This is a genomic window from Pseudomonas sp. St386 (genome assembly GCF_018325865.1).
Lineage (GTDB): Bacteria > Pseudomonadota > Gammaproteobacteria > Pseudomonadales > Pseudomonadaceae > Aquipseudomonas > Aquipseudomonas brassicacearum.
Window position 1 is genome coordinate 6,159,917 of record NZ_AP021900.1, and the last position, 19,651, is coordinate 6,179,567.

Here is a 19,651-nt window from a genome sequence, read left to right on the forward strand (position 1 = left end):
AGGATACAAATTGCTTGGGTGTTATATGGTCAAGCCTCACGGGCAATTAGTACAGGTTAGCTCAACGCCTCACAGCGCTTACACACCCTGCCTATCAACGTCGTAGTCTTCGACGGCCCTTCAGGGGACTCAAGGTCCCAGTGAGATCTCATCTTGAGGCAAGTTTCCCGCTTAGATGCTTTCAGCGGTTATCTTTCCCGAACATAGCTACCCGGCAATGCCACTGGCGTGACAACCGGAACACCAGAGGTTCGTCCACTCCGGTCCTCTCGTACTAGGAGCAGCCCCTCTCAAATCTCAAACGTCCACGGCAGATAGGGACCGAACTGTCTCACGACGTTCTAAACCCAGCTCGCGTACCACTTTAAATGGCGAACAGCCATACCCTTGGGACCGGCTTCAGCCCCAGGATGTGATGAGCCGACATCGAGGTGCCAAACACCGCCGTCGATATGAACTCTTGGGCGGTATCAGCCTGTTATCCCCGGAGTACCTTTTATCCGTTGAGCGATGGCCCTTCCATACAGAACCACCGGATCACTAAGACCTACTTTCGTACCTGCTCGACGTGTCTGTCTCGCAGTCAAGCGCGCTTTTGCCTTTATACTCTACGACCGATTTCCGACCGGTCTGAGCGCACCTTCGTACTCCTCCGTTACTCTTTAGGAGGAGACCGCCCCAGTCAAACTACCCACCATACACTGTCCTCGATCCGGATAACGGACCTGAGTTAGAACCTCAAAGTTGCCAGGGTGGTATTTCAAGGATGGCTCCACGCGAACTGGCGTCCACGCTTCAAAGCCTCCCACCTATCCTACACAAGCAAATTCAAAGTCCAGTGCAAAGCTATAGTAAAGGTTCACGGGGTCTTTCCGTCTAGCCGCGGATACACTGCATCTTCACAGCGATTTCAATTTCACTGAGTCTCGGGTGGAGACAGCGCCGCCATCGTTACGCCATTCGTGCAGGTCGGAACTTACCCGACAAGGAATTTCGCTACCTTAGGACCGTTATAGTTACGGCCGCCGTTTACCGGGGCTTCGATCAAGAGCTTCGCGTTAGCTAACCCCATCAATTAACCTTCCGGCACCGGGCAGGCGTCACACCCTATACGTCCACTTTCGTGTTTGCAGAGTGCTGTGTTTTTAATAAACAGTCGCAGCGGCCTGGTATCTTCGACCGGCGTGGGCTTACGCAGCAAGTGCTTCACCCTCACCGGCGCACCTTCTCCCGAAGTTACGGTGCCATTTTGCCTAGTTCCTTCACCCGAGTTCTCTCAAGCGCCTTGGTATTCTCTACCCAACCACCTGTGTCGGTTTGGGGTACGGTTCCTGGTTACCTGAAGCTTAGAAGCTTTTCTTGGAAGCATGGCATCAACCACTTCGTCACCCAAAGGGTAACTCGTCATCAGCTCTCGGCCTTAGAATCCCGGATTTACCTAAGATTCCAGCCTACCACCTTAAACTTGGACAACCAACGCCAAGCTGGCCTAGCCTTCTCCGTCCCTCCATCGCAATAACCAGAAGTACAGGAATATTAACCTGTTTTCCATCGACTACGCTTTTCAGCCTCGCCTTAGGGACCGACTAACCCTGCGTCGATTAACGTTGCGCAGGAAACCTTGGTCTTTCGGCGTGGGTGTTTTTCACACCCATTGTCGTTACTCATGTCAGCATTCGCACTTCTGATACCTCCAGCAAGCTTCTCAACTCACCTTCACAGGCTTACAGAACGCTCCTCTACCGCATCACTTACGTGATACCCGTAGCTTCGGTGTATGGTTTGAGCCCCGTTACATCTTCCGCGCAGGCCGACTCGACTAGTGAGCTATTACGCTTTCTTTAAAGGGTGGCTGCTTCTAAGCCAACCTCCTAGCTGTCTAAGCCTTCCCACATCGTTTCCCACTTAACCATAACTTTGGGACCTTAGCTGACGGTCTGGGTTGTTTCCCTTTTCACGACGGACGTTAGCACCCGCCGTGTGTCTCCCATGCTCGGCACTTGTAGGTATTCGGAGTTTGCATCGGTTTGGTAAGTCGGGATGACCCCCTAGCCGAAACAGTGCTCTACCCCCTACAGTGATACATGAGGCGCTACCTAAATAGCTTTCGAGGAGAACCAGCTATCTCCGAGCTTGATTAGCCTTTCACTCCGATCCACAGGTCATCCGCTAACTTTTCAACGGTAGTCGGTTCGGTCCTCCAGTTAGTGTTACCCAACCTTCAACCTGCCCATGGATAGATCGCCCGGTTTCGGGTCTATTCCCAGCGACTAGACGCCCTATTAAGACTCGCTTTCGCTACGCCTCCCCTATTCGGTTAAGCTCGCCACTGAAAATAAGTCGCTGACCCATTATACAAAAGGTACGCAGTCACCCAACAAAGTGGGCTCCCACTGCTTGTACGCATACGGTTTCAGGATCTATTTCACTCCCCTCTCCGGGGTTCTTTTCGCCTTTCCCTCACGGTACTAGTTCACTATCGGTCAGTCAGTAGTATTTAGCCTTGGAGGATGGTCCCCCCATATTCAGACAAAGTTTCTCGTGCTCCGTCCTACTCGATTTCACTTCTAAGATCCTTTCGCGTACAGGGCTATCACCCACTATGGCCGCACTTTCCAGAGCGTTCCGCTAAAATCAAAGAAGCTTAAGGGCTAGTCCCCGTTCGCTCGCCACTACTAAGGGAATCTCGGTTGATTTCTTTTCCTCAGGGTACTTAGATGTTTCAGTTCCCCTGGTTCGCCTCTTGCACCTATGTATTCAGTACAAGATAACCATCTTATGATGGCTGGGTTCCCCCATTCAGACATCTCCGGATCAAAGTCTGTTTGCCGACTCCCCGAAGCTTTTCGCAGGCTACCACGTCTTTCATCGCCTCTGACTGCCAAGGCATCCACCGTATGCGCTTCTTCACTTGACCATATAACCCCAAGCAATCTGGTTATACTGTGAAGACGACATTCGCCGAAAATTCGATCTGGCTCTAAGAGCCACTCACAAATTTTACCTTAGCCTGATCCGTTACCAGTGAAAGTAACGTTCAGTCTATCTTTCTATCACATACCCAAATTTTTAAAGAACGATCTAATCAAAAGACTAGAAATCAACATTCACCATCACTTTGATGGAATGCTCATTTCTAAGCTTTCAGAAGCAGTTTATGGTGGAGCCAAGCGGGATCGAACCGCTGACCTCCTGCGTGCAAGGCAGGCGCTCTCCCAGCTGAGCTATGGCCCCATTACAAAATTGGTGGGTCTGGGCAGATTCGAACTGCCGACCTCACCCTTATCAGGGGTGCGCTCTAACCAACTGAGCTACAGACCCAATTTCGAGCTTGTAACTGTTAGCTATGAGCTATCAGCTTGGAGCTTAAAGCTGCTTCTATCGTCTTCTTCAATGAATCAAGCAATTCGTGTGGGAGCTCATGAAGCAGCTGCGGTCGTCGATTAAGGAGGTGATCCAGCCGCAGGTTCCCCTACGGCTACCTTGTTACGACTTCACCCCAGTCATGAATCACACCGTGGTAACCGTCCTCCCGAAGGTTAGACTAGCTACTTCTGGTGCAACCCACTCCCATGGTGTGACGGGCGGTGTGTACAAGGCCCGGGAACGTATTCACCGCGACATTCTGATTCGCGATTACTAGCGATTCCGACTTCACGCAGTCGAGTTGCAGACTGCGATCCGGACTACGATCGGTTTTGTGGGATTAGCTCCACCTCGCGGCTTGGCAACCCTCTGTACCGACCATTGTAGCACGTGTGTAGCCCAGGCCGTAAGGGCCATGATGACTTGACGTCATCCCCACCTTCCTCCGGTTTGTCACCGGCAGTCTCCTTAGAGTGCCCACCATTACGTGCTGGTAACTAAGGACAAGGGTTGCGCTCGTTACGGGACTTAACCCAACATCTCACGACACGAGCTGACGACAGCCATGCAGCACCTGTCTCAATGTTCCCGAAGGCACCAATCCATCTCTGGAAAGTTCATTGGATGTCAAGGCCTGGTAAGGTTCTTCGCGTTGCTTCGAATTAAACCACATGCTCCACCGCTTGTGCGGGCCCCCGTCAATTCATTTGAGTTTTAACCTTGCGGCCGTACTCCCCAGGCGGTCAACTTAATGCGTTAGCTGCGCCACTAAGAGCTCAAGGCTCCCAACGGCTAGTTGACATCGTTTACGGCGTGGACTACCAGGGTATCTAATCCTGTTTGCTCCCCACGCTTTCGCACCTCAGTGTCAGTATCAGTCCAGGTGGTCGCCTTCGCCACTGGTGTTCCTTCCTATATCTACGCATTTCACCGCTACACAGGAAATTCCACCACCCTCTACCATACTCTAGCTCGACAGTTTTGAATGCAGTTCCCAGGTTGAGCCCGGGGATTTCACATCCAACTTAACGAACCACCTACGCGCGCTTTACGCCCAGTAATTCCGATTAACGCTTGCACCCTCTGTATTACCGCGGCTGCTGGCACAGAGTTAGCCGGTGCTTATTCTGTCGGTAACGTCAAAACACTAACGTATTAGGTTAATGCCCTTCCTCCCAACTTAAAGTGCTTTACAATCCGAAGACCTTCTTCACACACGCGGCATGGCTGGATCAGGCTTTCGCCCATTGTCCAATATTCCCCACTGCTGCCTCCCGTAGGAGTCTGGACCGTGTCTCAGTTCCAGTGTGACTGATCATCCTCTCAGACCAGTTACGGATCGTCGCCTTGGTGAGCCATTACCCCACCAACTAGCTAATCCGACCTAGGCTCATCTGATAGCGCAAGGCCCGAAGGTCCCCTGCTTTCTCCCGTAGGACGTATGCGGTATTAGCGTCCGTTTCCGAGCGTTATCCCCCACTACCAGGCAGATTCCTAGGCATTACTCACCCGTCCGCCGCTCTCAAGAGGTGCAAGCACCTCTCTACCGCTCGACTTGCATGTGTTAGGCCTGCCGCCAGCGTTCAATCTGAGCCATGATCAAACTCTTCAGTTCAAACATCTTTGGGTTTTGAGAAAACCCTAAACTTGGCTCAGCAATCGTTGGTTACATCTTTGATTTCTCGCGGAGTAACTTGTGATGCTGATAATCTGTTGACTAGCAGTCTGACTCCACAAGCACCCACACGAATTGCTTGATTCAGTTGTTAAAGAGCGGTTGGCTGAGTCTTTCGTCTCAACCGAGGCGCGCATTCTACAGCGCCCCGTGTATCTGTCAAGCGGTTATTTTCAGAAGTTTTCAAAGTTTCCTTTGCAACTTCAACCACTTGCGCTTCCGATCTCTCGTTAGCGGGAGGCGAATTCTACAGCGTTACTCGCTGCTGTCAACACCTCTTTTTCACCGCTTTCGACCGAGAAGATCGAACCGCTGATAGAGCCAAACAACACCGCTCTATCTGCTCCTTCCGGGCTTCGATGAACTGAAGCCCAACACCTTCGAAACCTACTTAACTCATTGAATCTCAAGGAGTTTTCCGTTTCGACTGCACCGGAAGTGGGGCGAATTATAGACTTCCAGAATCTGCCGTCAACACCTATTTTCAGCTTTATTCGGATTTCAGCGTAATACGCGCGAAAGCCTTCTTGCCGGCCTGGCATACATGAGTAGAGCCCAGCTCATATATATAGGTGCGATCCACAACCTCACCATCTATACGCACACCACCCGAACCCAGGAGGTCTCGCGCCACCGCAGCATTCTTGACCAGGCCTGCTTTATTAAGGACTGCCGCAATCGGCATATCCTCGGCAGCAGTCAGCTCGATCTCCGGCAGATCGTCCGGCAGTTCGCCATCCTTCATACGATTACCCGCCGCACGATGAGCACTGGCCGCAGCCTCCTCACCATGGAAACGAGCAACAATTTCTTCGGCCAGCTTGATCTTGATGTCGCGCGGATTGGCCCCTGCCTCGACATCGGCACGGAACGCATTGATTTCATCCATGGACCGGAAGCTCAACAGCTCGAAGTAGCGCCACATCAGCACATCAGGAATGGAGACCAGCTTGCTGTACATGACGCCTGGCGCTTCCTGGATACCGACGTAGTTGCCCAGCGATTTGGACATCTTCTTCACGCCATCCAGACCTTCGAGCAATGGCATGGTCAGAATGCACTGCGCCTCCTGGCCATAACCACGCTGCAACTCACGCCCCATCAACAGGTTGAACTTCTGGTCAGTACCGCCGAGTTCAACGTCCGCGCGCAACGCGACCGAGTCATAGCCCTGTACAAGCGGGTAGAGGAACTCATGAATGGCAATTGGCTGATTGGACTTATAGCGCTTGTCGAAATCATCGCGCTCGAGCATACGAGCCACGGTGTATTGAGACGTCAGGCGAATGAAATCCGCCGGCCCCATCTGGTCCATCCAAGTGGAGTTGAAAGCCACTTCGGTCTTGGCCGGATCAAGAATCTTGAAAACCTGAGTCTTGTAGGTCTCGGCGTTATCGAGAACCTGCTCACGAGTCAGCGGTGGGCGCGTAGCACTCTTGCCGCTTGGATCACCAATCATCCCGGTGAAGTCACCTATAAGGAAGATGACCTGGTGCCCCAGATCCTGGAACTGGCGCAGCTTATTAATAAGCACGGTATGACCCAGGTGCAGATCGGGCGCCGTCGGATCGAAACCAGCCTTGATACGCAGCGGTTGCCCGCGCTTGAGCTTTTCGATCAGCTCGGACTCGACCAACAGTTCTTCCGCACCACGTTTGATCAGCGCTAGCTGCTCTTCGACCGACTTCATAACAGACCCGTAAGGCTCAGATTTAAAGGGCCCCAACCATACAAGATCGCGCACCAAATACAAGGTTTGCCCGGCGCACGGACACCAATCCACAGAACAGAGCGTCCGCGGGCTTGCTTCGCAGGGGTTTTGGTTATATTTTATACAGTTATTTCATCTTCATCATGTCATTCATCTTTTCCAATTCATCTTTTCAAAAGTCAAAATTACCTATGACCACAGAACCGTCTAAAGCGCCACCGCTTTACCCAAAGACCCACCTGCTTGCCGCAAGTGGCATCGCAGCCCTCCTTAGCCTGGCGCTCCTGGTGTTTCCCTCCAGCGATGTTGAAGCCAAAAAGACGACTCTGAGTCTTGAACTGGAAAGTCCTGCTGAACAACTGACACAAGAACAAGACGCCGCCGAAGCCGTTCAAGCCACAAACGAACCGGCCGCCTCTCCTTTTGCGCAGATTGAAAACAGCCCGCAAGACACCACAGAGACCGCAGCTCAGGCAGAAGCGCCTGTTGCAGAAGAAAAGAAAGGACCAGACCATCGCGAAGTGATTGTGGCCAAGGGCGACACACTTTCCACTCTCTTCGAAAAGGTTGGCCTGCCCTCGACTTCGGTCCATGAAATCCTGGCCAGCGACAAGCAAGCCAAGCAGTTCACTCAACTGCAGCGCGGCCAGAAACTCGAATTCGAACTCAATCCAGACGGACAGCTGACCAACCTGCACACCAAGCTGAGCGACCTGGAAAGCATCACCCTGACCAAAAACGACAAGGGTTATGTATTTAACCGCGTCACCGCCAAGCCTACCGTTCGCTCGGCTTACGTTCATGGCGTCATCAACAGCTCATTGTCCCAGTCGGCTGCTCGTGCCGGCCTTTCCCATAGCCTGACCATGGACATGGCCAGTGTATTTGGCTACGACATCGACTTCGCTCAGGACATTCGCCAGGGCGACGAATTCGACATCATCTATGAGCAGAAAGTGGTCAATGGTAAGAGCGTCGGCAACGGTCCGATTCTTTCCGCGCGCTTCACCAACCGCGGCAAGACGTACACCGCAGTGCGCTACACCAACAAGCAAGGCAACAGCAGCTACTACACCGCCGATGGCAACAGCATGCGCAAGGCCTTCATCCGTACACCGGTTGATTTCGCCCGTATCAGCTCGAAGTTCTCCGCCGGTCGCAAGCATCCAATCCTGAACAAGATCCGCGCCCATAAAGGTGTCGACTACGCCGCCCCCCGTGGTACGCCAATCAAGGCCGCCGGCGACGGCAAGGTATTGCTGGCCGGACGTCGTGGCGGTTATGGCAACACCGTGATCATCCAGCACGGCAATACCTATCGCACGCTGTACGGCCACATGCAGGGCTTCGCCAAAGGCGTGAAGACGGGTGGTACCGTCAAGCAAGGCCAGGTTATTGGATACATCGGCACTACCGGCCTGTCCACTGGCCCGCACTTGCATTATGAATTCCAGGTCAATGGCGTCCACGTCGACCCGCTAGGCCAGAAACTGCCGATGGCCGATCCGATCGCCAAGGCCGAGCGCGCGCGCTTCCTGGCTCAAAGCCAACCCTTGATGGCTCGCATGGATCAAGAGAAAGCCACCATGCTGGCCTCGAGCAAGCGCTAAGCATGGCGCTCTATATCGGTGTGATGTCCGGGACCAGCCTGGATGGCTTGGATATCGCACTGATCGAACTGACCCCGGCGATCAAACTGATCGCCACGCACTACATTCCTATGCCCGCCGCCCTGCGCACCGAATTGCTCGGATTGTGCAGCAGCGGGCCCGATGAGATCGCCCGCTCCGCCATTGCCCAGCAAAGCTGGGTGAAGCTGGCTGCACAGGGTATCCATACCCTGCTCAACGAACAGAAACTCAAGCCTGAAGACATCACGGCGGTCGGCAGCCACGGCCAGACCATCCGCCATGAACCAGCCCGCGGGTTTACCGTACAGATTGGCAACCCGGCCTTGTTGAGCGAGTTGACCGGTATCGCCGTCGTCAGCGATTTCCGCAGCCGCGACGTCGCCGCCGGTGGACAAGGTGCCCCGCTGGTTCCGGCGTTTCACGAAGCATTGTTCGAAGAGCGAGTCGGCAATCGTGCCGTGCTGAATGTCGGCGGTTTCAGCAATCTCAGCCTGATAGAGCCCGCAAAACCAGTAGCCGGTTTCGACTGTGGCCCGGGCAACGTATTGCTCGATGCCTGGATACACCAACAACGAGGCGACCATTTCGATCGCGACGGTCAATGGGCTGCCAGCGGGAAAGTCGAGCCTGTCTTGCTCAAGGCACTGCTCAGCGATCCCTTCTTTGTCACCAAGGGTCCAAAAAGTACCGGGCGCGAAGTATTCAACCTGCCTTGGCTGACACAGCATTTGTCGCAGTTGCCAGCCTTCGCCTCGGAAGACGTGCAGGCAACGTTGCTCGAACTGACAGCCCTGACCATCGTCGAATCCCTCCAACATGCCCAGTCCAATACTCAAGAGTTGCTGGTCTGTGGCGGCGGCGCGCACAACCAGGCGCTCATGCAGCGCCTGGCTGACTTGCTGCCGAATGCCAAAGTCAGCAGTACGGCGGTGTACGGCGTAGACCCGGATTGGGTTGAAGCCATGGCTTTCGCCTGGCTTGCCCATTGTTGTCTTGAAGGTATTCCAGGCAACCGCCCAAGTGTCACCGGCGCACGCGGGCTGCGCATACTCGGCGCCATCTACCCGGCCTGAATCCAATAATTACGGACAAAAAAAGCCGCAGGGCCCTAAGGCACTGCGGCTTTTTTATTGAAGCACTCAGATCGAGAACGAAGAACCGCACCCACAGGTCGTGGTCGCGTTTGGGTTCTTGATCACGAACCGCGAGCCTTCCAGGCCTTCCTGGTAATCCACCTCGGCACCTGCCAGGTACTGGAAGCTCATCGGATCGACCACCAGGCTGACCCCTTCGCGCTCGACGATGGTGTCATCGTCAGCCACTTCTTCATCAAAAGTGAAACCGTACTGGAAACCGGAACAACCGCCGCCCGTTACAAACACGCGCAGCTTCAAACGATCATTGCCCTCTTCATCGACCAGGCTCTTCACCTTGTGCGCGGCACCGTGGGTGAATTGCAAAGCCGTGGGGGTGAAGGTTTCGACGCTCATGCTGAATATCTCCCGGCGCTTACGCCGCCATAATGCGTGATGGCGGGCATTATCCGCTTCTCCTAGAAAATCGGTCAACTATTTAGAAGAGCAGCGGCGACTACAAGCCTCAAGCTTGTAGCTGCCAACTTGAAACGAGTGACTGCCGTTACGGTAACATCCCTGCATGGGACAGCCCCAGGCGCTCATCCAGCCCGAACAGGATGTTCAGGTTCTGCACTGCCTGGCCGGACGCGCCCTTGACCAGGTTATCGATGACCGACAACACCACCACCAGATCACCGTCCTGTGGACGATGCACGGCGATCCGGCAAACGTTCGCACCGCGCACGCTGCGGGTTTCCGGATGGCTGCCGGCCGGCATTACGTCGACGAACGGTTCGTTGGCGTAGCGCTTTTCAAACAAAGCCTGCAGGTCCACCGAACGATCGACGACGGTTGCATACAGAGTGGAGTGGATGCCACGAATCATCGGCGTCAGGTGCGGCACGAAGGTCAGGCCGACCTCCTTGCCCGCGGCCCGGCGCAATCCCTGGCGAATTTCCGGCAGATGACGATGCCCCTTGACCGCGTACGCCTTCATGCTTTCCGACGTCTCGGAGTAAAGCGAACCGACACTGGCGCCACGCCCGGCACCACTGACACCGGACTTGCAGTCGGCAATCAGACGCGAAGCGTCGGCAAGACCGGCCTCGAGCAGCGGCAGGAACCCCAGCTGAGTTGCCGTCGGATAGCAACCCGGTACCGCGATCAGTCGCGCCTGCTTGATTTTCTCGCGATTGACTTCCGGCAAGCCGTAGACCGCCTCGTCGAGCAGATCCGGCGCGCCGTGGGGCTGACCGTACCACTTGGCCCATTCATCGGCGTCCTGCAGGCGGAAGTCCGCCGACAGGTCGATGACCTTGGTCCCGGCGGCCAGCAGTTCACCCGCCAGGGCGTGGGCAACACCGTGGGGCGTGGCGAAGAACACCACATCGCAGGCGCCGAGGGTCTTGATGTCCGGAACGCTGAACGCCAGGCCGTCGTAATGGCCGCGCAGGTTCGGGTACATGTCGGCGACGGCCAGGCCGGCCTCGGATCGGGAAGTGATGACCACCACCTCAGCTTGCGGATGCTGTGCCAATAGACGCAGCAGTTCGACACCGGTGTACCCCGTGCCGCCGACGATACCGACCTTGACCATAAACCTGCCCTCAACGAACCCACTGGAAAGCCGTCGATGATAGGGGCCGCAGGGCCCGGCGACAACCGCCAAGGTGACGTGCGGACGCTCTAACCTCTACTATCGGGCTACCGTGAATCCTGGGAATAACTAAAAATGCTCTATCTGTGGCTCAAAGCACTTCACATCGTCAGCATGGTCTGCTGGTTCGCCGGCCTGTTCTACCTGCCTCGCCTGTTTGTCTATCACGCCCAAAGCGAGGACAGCGTCAGCAAAGAACGTTTCAGCGTCATGGAGCGCAAGTTGTACCGCGGCATCATGGGCCCGGCGATGATTGCCACCCTGGTGTTCGGCATCTGGCTGCTCAGCCTCAACGCCGGCGCCTATTTCACTCAAGGTGGCTGGATGCACGCCAAGCTGACCCTGGTCGTGCTGCTGATCGGCTACCACCATATGTGCGGCGCCCAAGTGAAGCGCTTCGCCCGTGGCGAAAACACCCGCAGCCATGTCTTTTATCGCTGGTTCAATGAAGTGCCGGTTCTGATATTGCTGGCTATCGTAATTCTGGTCGTCGTCCGACCGTTCTAATTTCCAATGCAGCATCCATTATCCGGGGTACTTGCGATGTCGTTGCCCGCTCTGCTTGAACAACGCTTGCGCCTGCCCGTCGTGGCAGCGCCAATGTTCCTGATTTCCAGTCCGCAACTGGTGCTGGCCTGCTGCCGCAACGGCATCGTTGGCAGTTTTCCGGCGTTGAACCAGCGCGAGAGCAGTGGCTTCAAGGCCTGGCTCGAGGAAATCGAAGCAGGCCTGGCGACCCTGGAGAATCCGGCACCCTACGCTGTGAACCTGATCGTCCATCACAGCAACCCGCGGCTTCAGGCCGACTTGGCCATCTGCATCGAACACAAGGTGCCGATCGTCATCACCAGCCTGGGCGCGGTGAAGGAGTTGGTGGATGCCGTCCATGCTTATGGCGGACTGGTGTTCCATGACGTGACGACCCGGCGTCATGCCGAGAAAGCCGCCGAAGCCGGTGTCGATGGCTTGATCGCCGTTGCCGCCGGAGCAGGCGGGCACGCCGGAACGTGGAGCCCGTTTTCACTAGTCGCCGAGATCCGGCAGTTTTTCGACAAAACCGTGCTGCTTGCAGGATGCCTGAACCACGGTCATCAGATTCTGGCCGCACAATTGCTCGGCGCCGATCTGGCCTACTTCGGTACGCGCTTTATCGCTACGAGCGAAAGCCACGCCCCTGACGCTTATAAAGAGATGTTGCTCACATCCAGAGCCGCAGACATCGTGCATACTCCCGCTGTATCCGGAGTGCCGGCCAGCTTTATGCGTCAGAGCCTGGAGAATGCCGGTTTCGATCTGACCGCCCTGCAGAACAAGGGCGAGGTGGATTTTGGCTCGAAACTCAAACCGCTGAACGATGAAGCCAAGGCCTGGAAAACCGTATGGTCCGCTGGCCAGGGCGTGGGTGAAATCGATGATTTGCCCAGCGTCGATCAGTTGGTGGCACGCCTGGATGAAGAATACCGTCAGGCACATGCCCGGGCGGCGCAGCTTGGCGGGCAATGGCCCCGTTGAAGCGACCCTAAAAAAACAGTTACTTAACTTTCAGAGACAAGGATGCCGGGCATGAGCGAAACCCGTTTCAACATCGTATTCGACGGAGGCCTGATGCCGGGCGTCGATACCACCACCGCCAAACTCAACCTCGCCGAACTGTTCAAAAGCGACATCAGCGCCATTGAACGACTGTTCACCGGTCGCAAGGTTGCCCTTAAGAGCAACCTGTCCCAGAGCGAAGCCCAGCAGTACCTGGAAGCGCTCAACAAGAGCGGCATCGACGCCCGGATCGAAGCAGAACCCGCCGCCCTCCAACTGAGCCTTGGCGAAGTACAGGAGTCGCCGCAACAGTCGGGTGGACGCCATCCAGAGCCGATCGTCGACCCCGTCTCGCCGTACGCGCCTCCCCGCGCCGAAGTGGGTGAAGCGCTCGCCGAGTACAGCACGCTAAAACCCTTCAGCTTCGACGGACGTATCGGGCGTTTGCGCTACCTGGCCTGGACCATGGTGTTGACCCTGGCCATGCTGCCCTTGGTCGGCCTGGGCTTCTGGTTGGCCACGGCCTGGCTGCTGGCTTCCGACTCGATAGCTGCGCTGGTCGTCGGCGGCCTGCTCGGCGCAGCCGTTGTACTTGCCTTTGCCTTCGTGAGCATCCAGTTCAACGTCCAGCGCCTGCATGACCTCGGCTGGTCGGGGTGGTTGTGGCTGGTCAACCTCGTTCCATTCGTGGGCAGCATTTTCCCGTTCATCCTGATCATCGCCCCAGGCAATACCGGTGCAAACCAGTATGGTCCGCCGCCACCGCGCAATACCACCGCGGTCAAATTGCTGGCGTCGCTTTGGCTTGTGATGATCGTCCTGATTTTCCTGGCTACCTTTGCCGGCATCTTCGGAGCCCTCCAAGAGGACTACGACAGCAGCAGCCTGAGCAGCTATGAAAGCAGCGAGTCCAGCAACGAAACCACCGAAGAACCAGCTGTCGAGGCAGCCGAGCCCGCCTCGCCTTCTGTAGACTATGAGGAAGAAGAGGAACAATAAGCGCGCTTCATGCCGGTGACAGCCCAGTCAACTGGCGGCGGGCTGTTGCGATGGAGAACTGCATGACCCGTTACGCACTGATCACTGGCGCTTCCAGCGGCATTGGCCTGGCCATGGCCGAAGCGCTGGCCCGGCGCGGCCGCAACCTGATACTGGTGGCTCGACAGCGTGATCGGCTGGAAAGTATTGCAATCGAACTAACTCAGCGGTTTGGCGTAGAGGTGTTGTTCCGGGCCTGCGACCTGGGAGAACCGCTGAGGCTTTCAGGCTTTCTCCTGGAACTGGAGGAAGGTGAGCGGCAGATCGACCTGTTGGTCAATTGCGCAGGCATCGGCACCAGCGGGCCGTTCCTGGGCCAGGACTGGATGACCGAGCAGGACCTGATCGAAGTCAACATCCTCGCCCTGACACGGCTTTGTCATGCCATCGGCAACAGCATGGCACTGCTTGGCGGCGGCCAGATCCTCAACGTCGCCTCGATTGCCGCGTTCCAGCCCGGCCCCTGGATGAGTACCTATTACGCCAGCAAGGCCTATGTGCTGCACTTCTCCGAAGCCCTGCGGGTTGAGCTGAAGAAATGCGCGATCAAGGTCTCGGTGCTTTGCCCTGGCCCAACCCGGACCGGCTTCTTTTCCAGAGCGCAGATGGACGAACAGAAGCTCATCGACAGCAAGTTGCTGATGAGCCCGGAAGAGGTGGCCCTGTACGCCGTGCGCGCGCTGGACCGCAACCGCGCCATCATCATTCCCGGACGCCGCAACCGCTGGCTGGCCGCGCTGCCGCGACTGGGGTCGCGATGGCTGGTCCGAACCATCGCCGGCATGATCAACAAGGCCTATTGCCCGCGCTGATCCCTTCAAGTTGAACAACCAGGCACCTCAACCGGAGCCTTCAAGACACCCGACCTCGACGAACCCAACGGAGAAAACAGCTGTGGATACTCTGTTCACCAAGATCATCAACCGGGAAATCCCGGCGAAGATCATTTACGAGGATGACCAGGTATTGGCCTTCCACGACATCGCCCCACAGGCGCCTGTACATTTTTTGGTCATACCGAAAAAACCGATCCGCACCCTCAATGACCTGGCCGAAGAAGACAAAGGCCTGGCTGGACACATTTTGTTCACTGCTCAGCGCCTGGCGCTTGAATTGGGCTGTGAAGAAGGTTTTCGCGTGGTGATGAATTGCAATGAACTGGGTGGGCAAACGGTCTATCACATTCATATGCATGTGCTGGGGCAGCGCCAGATGAACTGGCCGCCGGGCTGATACCCCTGACCCAACGCAAATCTTCGGCGGTCGATTGGGTTAAACTGGCCGCTGTGATTTTTCCCGGAGGTAAGCATGACTACCCAACGTCACTACTCGCCGATTGACCGTCTGTTGCTGCAAGCTGATACCGCGATGCGCACGCTGCTGCCCTTCAGTGGCCAGCCGTACCGCCCATCACCGGCTATCGTGCAACCAGACGCGCAACTGAGTGACGAGCAAACCCGCCACGTCGCCGGACTGATGCGTATCAACCACACCGGCGAAGTCTGTGCCCAGGCGCTGTATCAGGGCCAGGCGCTGACAGCGAAGCTACCGCAAGTGCGTGAAGCAATGGAGCATGCCGCCGAGGAAGAAATCGACCATCTGGTCTGGTGTGAACAACGGATTCGCCAGCTGGGCAGCCATACCAGCGTCCTGAACCCGCTGTTCTATGGGATGTCATTCGGAATAGGCGCCGTTGCCGGGCTGATCAGCGACAAAGTCAGCCTCGGTTTCGTTGCGGCGACCGAACATCAAGTGTGCAAGCATTTGAATGAACATCTCGACCAGCTGCCAGCCGAAGATGAAAAATCCCGGGCAATCCTTGAGCAGATGCGCGTGGATGAGGAACACCATGCCGAGAGTGCGCTTGAGGCCGGTGGCTTCCGTTTTCCGGCCCCGGTCAAGTTCGGCATGAGCCTGCTGGCCAAGGTCATGACCAAGAGCACTTATCGGATTTGACGGCAATTGGGGACTTACTAGCTCATTCCCACGGAAATTAAAAAGGCGACTCCCCCAAGGGAAGTCGCCTTTTTTCTGTCCGAAAACTTCAATACGGCCAGCCAGCTATCGACTCAACCCAACTCGATGATTTCATAATCGTGGGTGATTTCGACCCCGGCGGCGCCAAGCATGATCGAAGCCGAGCAGTATTTCTCGGCGGACAGCTCAATGGCGCGCTTGACCTGAGCTTCCTTCAGGGCTCGCCCCTTCACCACGAAGTGCATGTGGATCTTGGTAAACACTTTGGGATCTTCAGTGGCGCGTTCTGCCTCCAGGAAAGCTTCGCAGCTTTCGACGGCCTGGCGGGACTTTTTAAGAATGCTGACCACGTCAAAGTTGCTGCAACCGCCCACGCCCAGCAGGAGCATTTCCATCGGCCGAACACCGAGGTTCCGCCCACCGGCCTCTGGCGGGCCGTCCATGACGACCACATGACCACTGCCTGACTCACCGAGGAACATGGCTTCGCCAGCCCATTGGATGCGTGCCTTCATCGCCAAGACTCCACTGTTAAAAAAGGGTCGCCAGCTTAGCACAGCGCTCCGGCATGACTGCTCTGCGTCTTAGGAGACCTGACCTGCCAGCATGTAGGTAAATTCTCAAATCAATTGAGGACGCCTCTGTTAAGCTGGCCATACGCCAACTCGCTGGCGCATGGCCAGCTTTTAGCGATAGCCATTCGCGTCTATAAAAAAATCAAACCATCACACTGCGCAGTCTTTCGGGATACAACCATGGTTGCCATTACTCCCACGTTCAAGATCAAGAATCTCGACAAACTCTTGATGCATTGCCAGCGCCGCCGCTATCCAGCCAAACACAACATCATTTGTGCGGGAGATCGTTCCGAGACGCTGTTTTTCATCATCAAGGGCTCGGTCACTATCCTGATAGAGGATGACGACGGCCGGGAAATGATCATCGCCTACCTCAATTCCGGAGATTTTTTTGGTGAGCTGGGGTTGTTCGAGCAGGCGGGCAAGGAGCAGGAGCGCAGTGCCTGGGTACGGACCAAGATTGAATGTGAAGTTGCGGAAATCAGCTACGCCAAATTCCGAGAACTGTCCTTGCAAGACCCGGACATTCTTTACGTCCTGAGCGGACAAATCGCACAACGCCTGCGCAATACCACCCGCAAGGTCGGCGATCTCGCATTTTTCGACGTCACCGGACGTGTCGCACGTTGCCTGCTGGAACTGTGCAAGCAGCCCGATGCCATGACCCACCCGGACGGCATGCAGATCAAGGTGACCCGCCAAGAGATTGGGCGGATTGTCGGTTGTTCGCGTGAAATGGTCGGTCGCGTTCTCAAGGATCTGGAAGAGCGCAACCTGGTCAACGTCAAAGGCAAGACCATGGTGGTGTTCGGAACGCGTTAAGGGCCCAGCAGATTGGTCAGCAGCTTCCGGTACAAAACGTCGAGCCGCTCCAGCGCGTGAGGCGCCGGGAATTTTTCATGCAGGGCAATATGGCTCTCGGCCCGCACTCGCTGCTCCAGGCCACAGGCCTCATTGAAGCGATTGACTGCCGCGACCATGGACTCGCGCTCGTTCTCCAGCAAAAGCGCGCCATGAACCAGCCCCACCGGACGTTGACCACCCTTGCTCTGGCGCCAGCGCTGAGCGGTGCCCACCATTTTCCGGCCGTCGAGATTGACGTTGAAGCGCCCGTCACAAAAAGCCCCTTCCACCTCTCCCAGCGAAGCCACCCCGCCCAACTCGTCCAACAGCTGACAAATGGGATCGCACAACCGGCGATACCCGGTTTCGATACGTCCGTGGTCACCTTCGCTGCGTGGTGGTGCGTAGACCAGGGCGATATTGACGGTAGCGGCCGACTGCGGCACCGGTTCGCCACCCGTTTCACGCAACAAGACAGGCCAGCCATGAGCAGCCGATACTTCACAGGCGTGTTCAAACCCCTGCAGGCGACTCAAGCGACGCGGCATCACCAGCGCACGATCGTTGGGCTGCCAGAACAGCAGGCCGAACTCGGCGTCGCCCGCGCAGATGCTGGCCAACAGATCCTGTTCGGCTTGCAGGCCAGCTTCGACGGTGAGGGAAATCACAGGCGACATGGATCAGTCCAGCGTCGAGCCGCTCACCGGCAGGCCTCGTTCAGGAAAGAACAGTCGCTGCAATTCCGTACCCGGGTTCTCGGCGCGCATGAACGCTTCGCCCACCAGGAATGAGTACACATCGCTGACTTCCATCAGCTCGACATCGGCCCGGTTGAGGATGCCGCTTTCGGTGATGACCAGGCGATCGCGCGGAATGCGCGGCAACAGGTCCAGGGTGGTTTCCAGGCTCACGTCGAAAGTGTGCAGGTTGCGATTGTTCACGCCGACCAGTTTGGTATCGAGGGTTTTCAGGGCTCGCTCCAACTCGTCACCGTCGTGGACTTCCACCAGGACATCCAGCCCGACGCTTTTGGCAACGGCCGCCAGTTCGGCCATTTTCACGTCGTCCAAGGCGGAAACGATCAACAGTACGCAGTCGGCGCCCAGCGCACGCGCTTCGATGATCTGGTACGGGTCGATCATGAAATCCTTGCGGATCACCGGCAACCTGCATGCCGCCCGCGCCTGCTTCAGGTAGTCGTCGGCCCCTTGAAAAAAGTCGACGTCGGTCAGCACCGAGAGGCAGGTCGCACCACCCTTCTCGTAGCTTCGCGCGATCTCGGCCGGGACGAAGTGCTCACGAATCACGCCCTTGCTGGGGGACGCCTTCTTTATTTCGGCAATCACCGCCGGCTGTTTTTTCTTGGCCTGATCGATCAGAGCCTGGGCAAAGCCGCGCGGCGCATCCGCTGAACGCGCCAGGTTTTCCAGCTCGGCCAGACTGACCCGAGCGCTGCGCTCAGCCACTTCCTGGGCCTTGCGAGCCAGAATTTTTTCCAGAACCGTTGGCACGCTCATCCTTCGTTCTCCACTTTGAATACGGCGGTAAATGCACCCAACTCTTCGAGCTTTTCCCTGGCCAGGCCAGTGTGCAGCGCATCATGGGCCAGTTCCACGCCTTGCTTTAGGCTGCTGGCGTGGTCAGCGGCGTACAACGCGGCACCGGCATTGAGCACGATCATCTCAGCAGCCTTCTGGCCATTCTCGGTCTTGCGACGACCCAGGGCATCACGAATCAGCTCCAGCGATTGGGCCGGGCTGTCGACTGCCAGCCCGTGCAGGCTCTGGCTTTTCATGCCGAGGTCTTCAGGTTCGACCCAATACTCGCTGATCTGATCATTTTTTAGTTCGGCCACGAATGTAGGCGCCGCCAGGCTGAACTCATCCAGCCCATCCTTCGAATGGACCACCAGTACGTGCTTGCTGCCCAGGCGTTGCAAGACTTCAGCCAATGGCCGGCACAATGCCTGGCTGAACACACCGACTACCTGATGCTTCACGCCGGCCGGATTCGTAAGCGGGCCGAGCATGTTGAACAGCGTACGCAGCCCCAGCTCGCGGCGCGGCGCGGCAGCGTGTTTCATGGCGCTATGGTGGGTCTGGGCAAACATGAAACCGATGCCGACGTTATCGATGCAGCGTGCCACCTGGATCGGCGTCAGGTTCAGGTAAATGCCGGCCGCCTCCAGCAGATCGGCACTGCCGCTCTTGCCGGAAACTGCCCGATTGCCGTGTTTGGCAACGGTGCAACCGGCCGCCGCGACGACAAACGACGAGGCCGTGGAAACGTTAAAGATATTGGCGCCGTCACCGCCGGTACCGACCACATCCACCACACCGTCCAGCGTCTTGAGTTCGACCTTGTCCGCCAGCTCACGCATCGCCGAAACCGCACCCACGATTTCATCGATGCTCTCACTCTTCATGCGCATGGCCATCATGAACGCGCCGATCTGCGCATCCGAGCATTGGCCGGTCATGATTTCGCGCATCACGTCGCGCATCTCGTCGGTGCTCAGGTCGAGATGGCCGACGATACGGCTCAGGGCTGTCTTGATATCCATGAA

At 56.6% G+C, this 19,651-nt stretch carries 16 protein-coding genes, 2 tRNA genes and 2 rRNA genes; 9 read left to right on the forward strand and 11 right to left on the reverse strand.

All coding sequences use genetic code 11. The features are described from left to right. Positions 1-25 precede the first annotated feature (25 nt). The 5 genes from KI235_RS27365 to tyrS all read right to left on the reverse strand — a co-directional run bounded on the left by KI235_RS27365 (position 26) and on the right by tyrS (position 6,731). Positions 26-2,917, reverse strand: a 23S ribosomal RNA gene (locus KI235_RS27365). Positions 2,918-3,158: 241 nt separating this feature from the next. After that, a tRNA-Ala gene (locus KI235_RS27370) sits at positions 3,159-3,234 on the reverse strand. A 10-nt stretch (positions 3,235-3,244) separates the two neighbouring features. Further along, positions 3,245-3,321 (reverse strand) — tRNA-Ile (locus KI235_RS27375). 123 nt (positions 3,322-3,444) lie between these two features. Beyond that, positions 3,445-4,981 (reverse strand): 16S ribosomal RNA (locus KI235_RS27380). Together the 16S and 23S rRNA genes with 2 tRNA genes alongside form the textbook arrangement of a ribosomal RNA operon. Positions 4,982-5,531: 550 nt before the next feature. Beyond that, positions 5,532-6,731 (reverse strand): tyrosine--tRNA ligase, encoded by a 1,200-nt coding sequence (gene tyrS, locus KI235_RS27385; RefSeq protein WP_003206110.1) that lies wholly within the window; start codon positions 6,729-6,731, stop codon positions 5,532-5,534. Between the two features lie 212 nt (positions 6,732-6,943). On the opposite strand from tyrS, the gene KI235_RS27390 reads away from it, so the two are divergent. Then, entirely contained in the window at positions 6,944-8,362 is a 1,419-nt protein-coding gene (locus KI235_RS27390) for a peptidoglycan DD-metalloendopeptidase family protein (RefSeq protein WP_003206111.1), read from the forward strand. 2 nt (positions 8,363-8,364) lie between these two features. Beyond that, positions 8,365-9,456: an anhydro-N-acetylmuramic acid kinase gene (locus tag KI235_RS27395; protein ID WP_013694343.1), complete on the forward strand. Its 1,092-nt coding sequence runs from the start codon at positions 8,365-8,367 to the stop codon at positions 9,454-9,456. A 66-nt stretch (positions 9,457-9,522) separates the two neighbouring features. On the opposite strand, the gene erpA is transcribed toward KI235_RS27395, so the two are convergent. After that, positions 9,523-9,873 (reverse strand): iron-sulfur cluster insertion protein ErpA, encoded by a 351-nt coding sequence (erpA, locus tag KI235_RS27400; RefSeq protein ID WP_003206114.1) that lies wholly within the window; start codon positions 9,871-9,873, stop codon positions 9,523-9,525. A 148-nt stretch (positions 9,874-10,021) separates the two neighbouring features. After that, positions 10,022-11,056, reverse strand: coding sequence for an N-acetyl-gamma-glutamyl-phosphate reductase (gene argC / locus KI235_RS27405; protein WP_003206116.1), 1,035 nt, complete (start codon positions 11,054-11,056; stop codon positions 10,022-10,024). A gap of 135 nt (positions 11,057-11,191) precedes the next feature. Between argC and hemJ the strand changes: the two genes are divergently transcribed. From hemJ to coq7, 6 genes are all read left to right on the forward strand, one after another. Beyond that, on the forward strand, positions 11,192-11,623 hold the full coding sequence (gene hemJ, locus KI235_RS27410) for a protoporphyrinogen oxidase HemJ (protein ID WP_003206117.1): 432 nt from the start codon (positions 11,192-11,194) through the stop codon (positions 11,621-11,623). A gap of 36 nt (positions 11,624-11,659) precedes the next feature. After that, the gene (locus KI235_RS27415) at positions 11,660-12,628 is read left to right on the forward strand and encodes a nitronate monooxygenase family protein (protein ID WP_003206119.1); all 969 of its coding nucleotides are present in this window, start codon (positions 11,660-11,662) and stop codon (positions 12,626-12,628) included. Positions 12,629-12,679: 51 nt separating this feature from the next. Next, positions 12,680-13,648 (forward strand): DUF805 domain-containing protein, encoded by a 969-nt coding sequence (locus tag KI235_RS27420; protein ID WP_212795380.1) that lies wholly within the window; start codon positions 12,680-12,682, stop codon positions 13,646-13,648. A 62-nt stretch (positions 13,649-13,710) separates the two neighbouring features. Beyond that, positions 13,711-14,499: an SDR family oxidoreductase gene (locus tag KI235_RS27425; RefSeq protein WP_003206122.1), complete on the forward strand. Its 789-nt coding sequence runs from the start codon at positions 13,711-13,713 to the stop codon at positions 14,497-14,499. Positions 14,500-14,581: 82 nt separating this feature from the next. Next, a complete protein-coding gene (locus tag KI235_RS27430; RefSeq protein ID WP_003206124.1) occupies positions 14,582-14,920 on the forward strand; it encodes a histidine triad nucleotide-binding protein in 339 nt (112 codons plus the stop codon). A 75-nt stretch (positions 14,921-14,995) separates the two neighbouring features. Further along, complete coding sequence (gene coq7 / locus KI235_RS27435) at positions 14,996-15,643, forward strand: 2-polyprenyl-3-methyl-6-methoxy-1,4-benzoquinone monooxygenase (RefSeq protein ID WP_003206125.1); 648 nt, start codon at positions 14,996-14,998, stop codon at positions 15,641-15,643. Between the two features lie 113 nt (positions 15,644-15,756). Here coq7 and KI235_RS27440 read toward each other — a convergent pair whose 3' ends face one another. Then, a complete protein-coding gene (locus tag KI235_RS27440) occupies positions 15,757-16,179 on the reverse strand; it encodes an OsmC family protein (RefSeq protein ID WP_003206127.1) in 423 nt (140 codons plus the stop codon). 240 nt (positions 16,180-16,419) lie between these two features. Here KI235_RS27440 and crp point away from each other — a divergent pair, with 240 nt between their 5' ends. Then, the gene (gene crp, locus KI235_RS27445) at positions 16,420-17,064 is read left to right on the forward strand and encodes a cAMP-activated global transcriptional regulator CRP (protein ID WP_003206128.1); all 645 of its coding nucleotides are present in this window, start codon (positions 16,420-16,422) and stop codon (positions 17,062-17,064) included. Here the strand turns inward: crp and KI235_RS27450 are convergent. Genes KI235_RS27450 through trpD form a run of 3 tightly spaced genes read right to left on the reverse strand, consistent with a single transcriptional unit; the run spans position 17,061 to position 19,648 of the window. Further along, on the reverse strand, positions 17,061-17,762 hold the full coding sequence (locus tag KI235_RS27450) for a lipoate--protein ligase family protein (RefSeq protein WP_027912193.1): 702 nt from the start codon (positions 17,760-17,762) through the stop codon (positions 17,061-17,063). The two genes, crp and KI235_RS27450, sit on opposite strands and share 4 nt — an antisense overlap. 3 nt (positions 17,763-17,765) lie before the next feature. After that, positions 17,766-18,602 (reverse strand): indole-3-glycerol phosphate synthase TrpC, encoded by an 837-nt coding sequence (gene trpC / locus KI235_RS27455; RefSeq protein ID WP_212795381.1) that lies wholly within the window; start codon positions 18,600-18,602, stop codon positions 17,766-17,768. Continuing rightward, positions 18,599-19,648, reverse strand: coding sequence for an anthranilate phosphoribosyltransferase (gene trpD / locus KI235_RS27460; protein WP_003206134.1), 1,050 nt, complete (start codon positions 19,646-19,648; stop codon positions 18,599-18,601). The genes trpC and trpD overlap by 4 nt, the downstream gene beginning before the upstream one ends. Between the last annotated feature and the right edge of the window lie 3 nt (positions 19,649-19,651).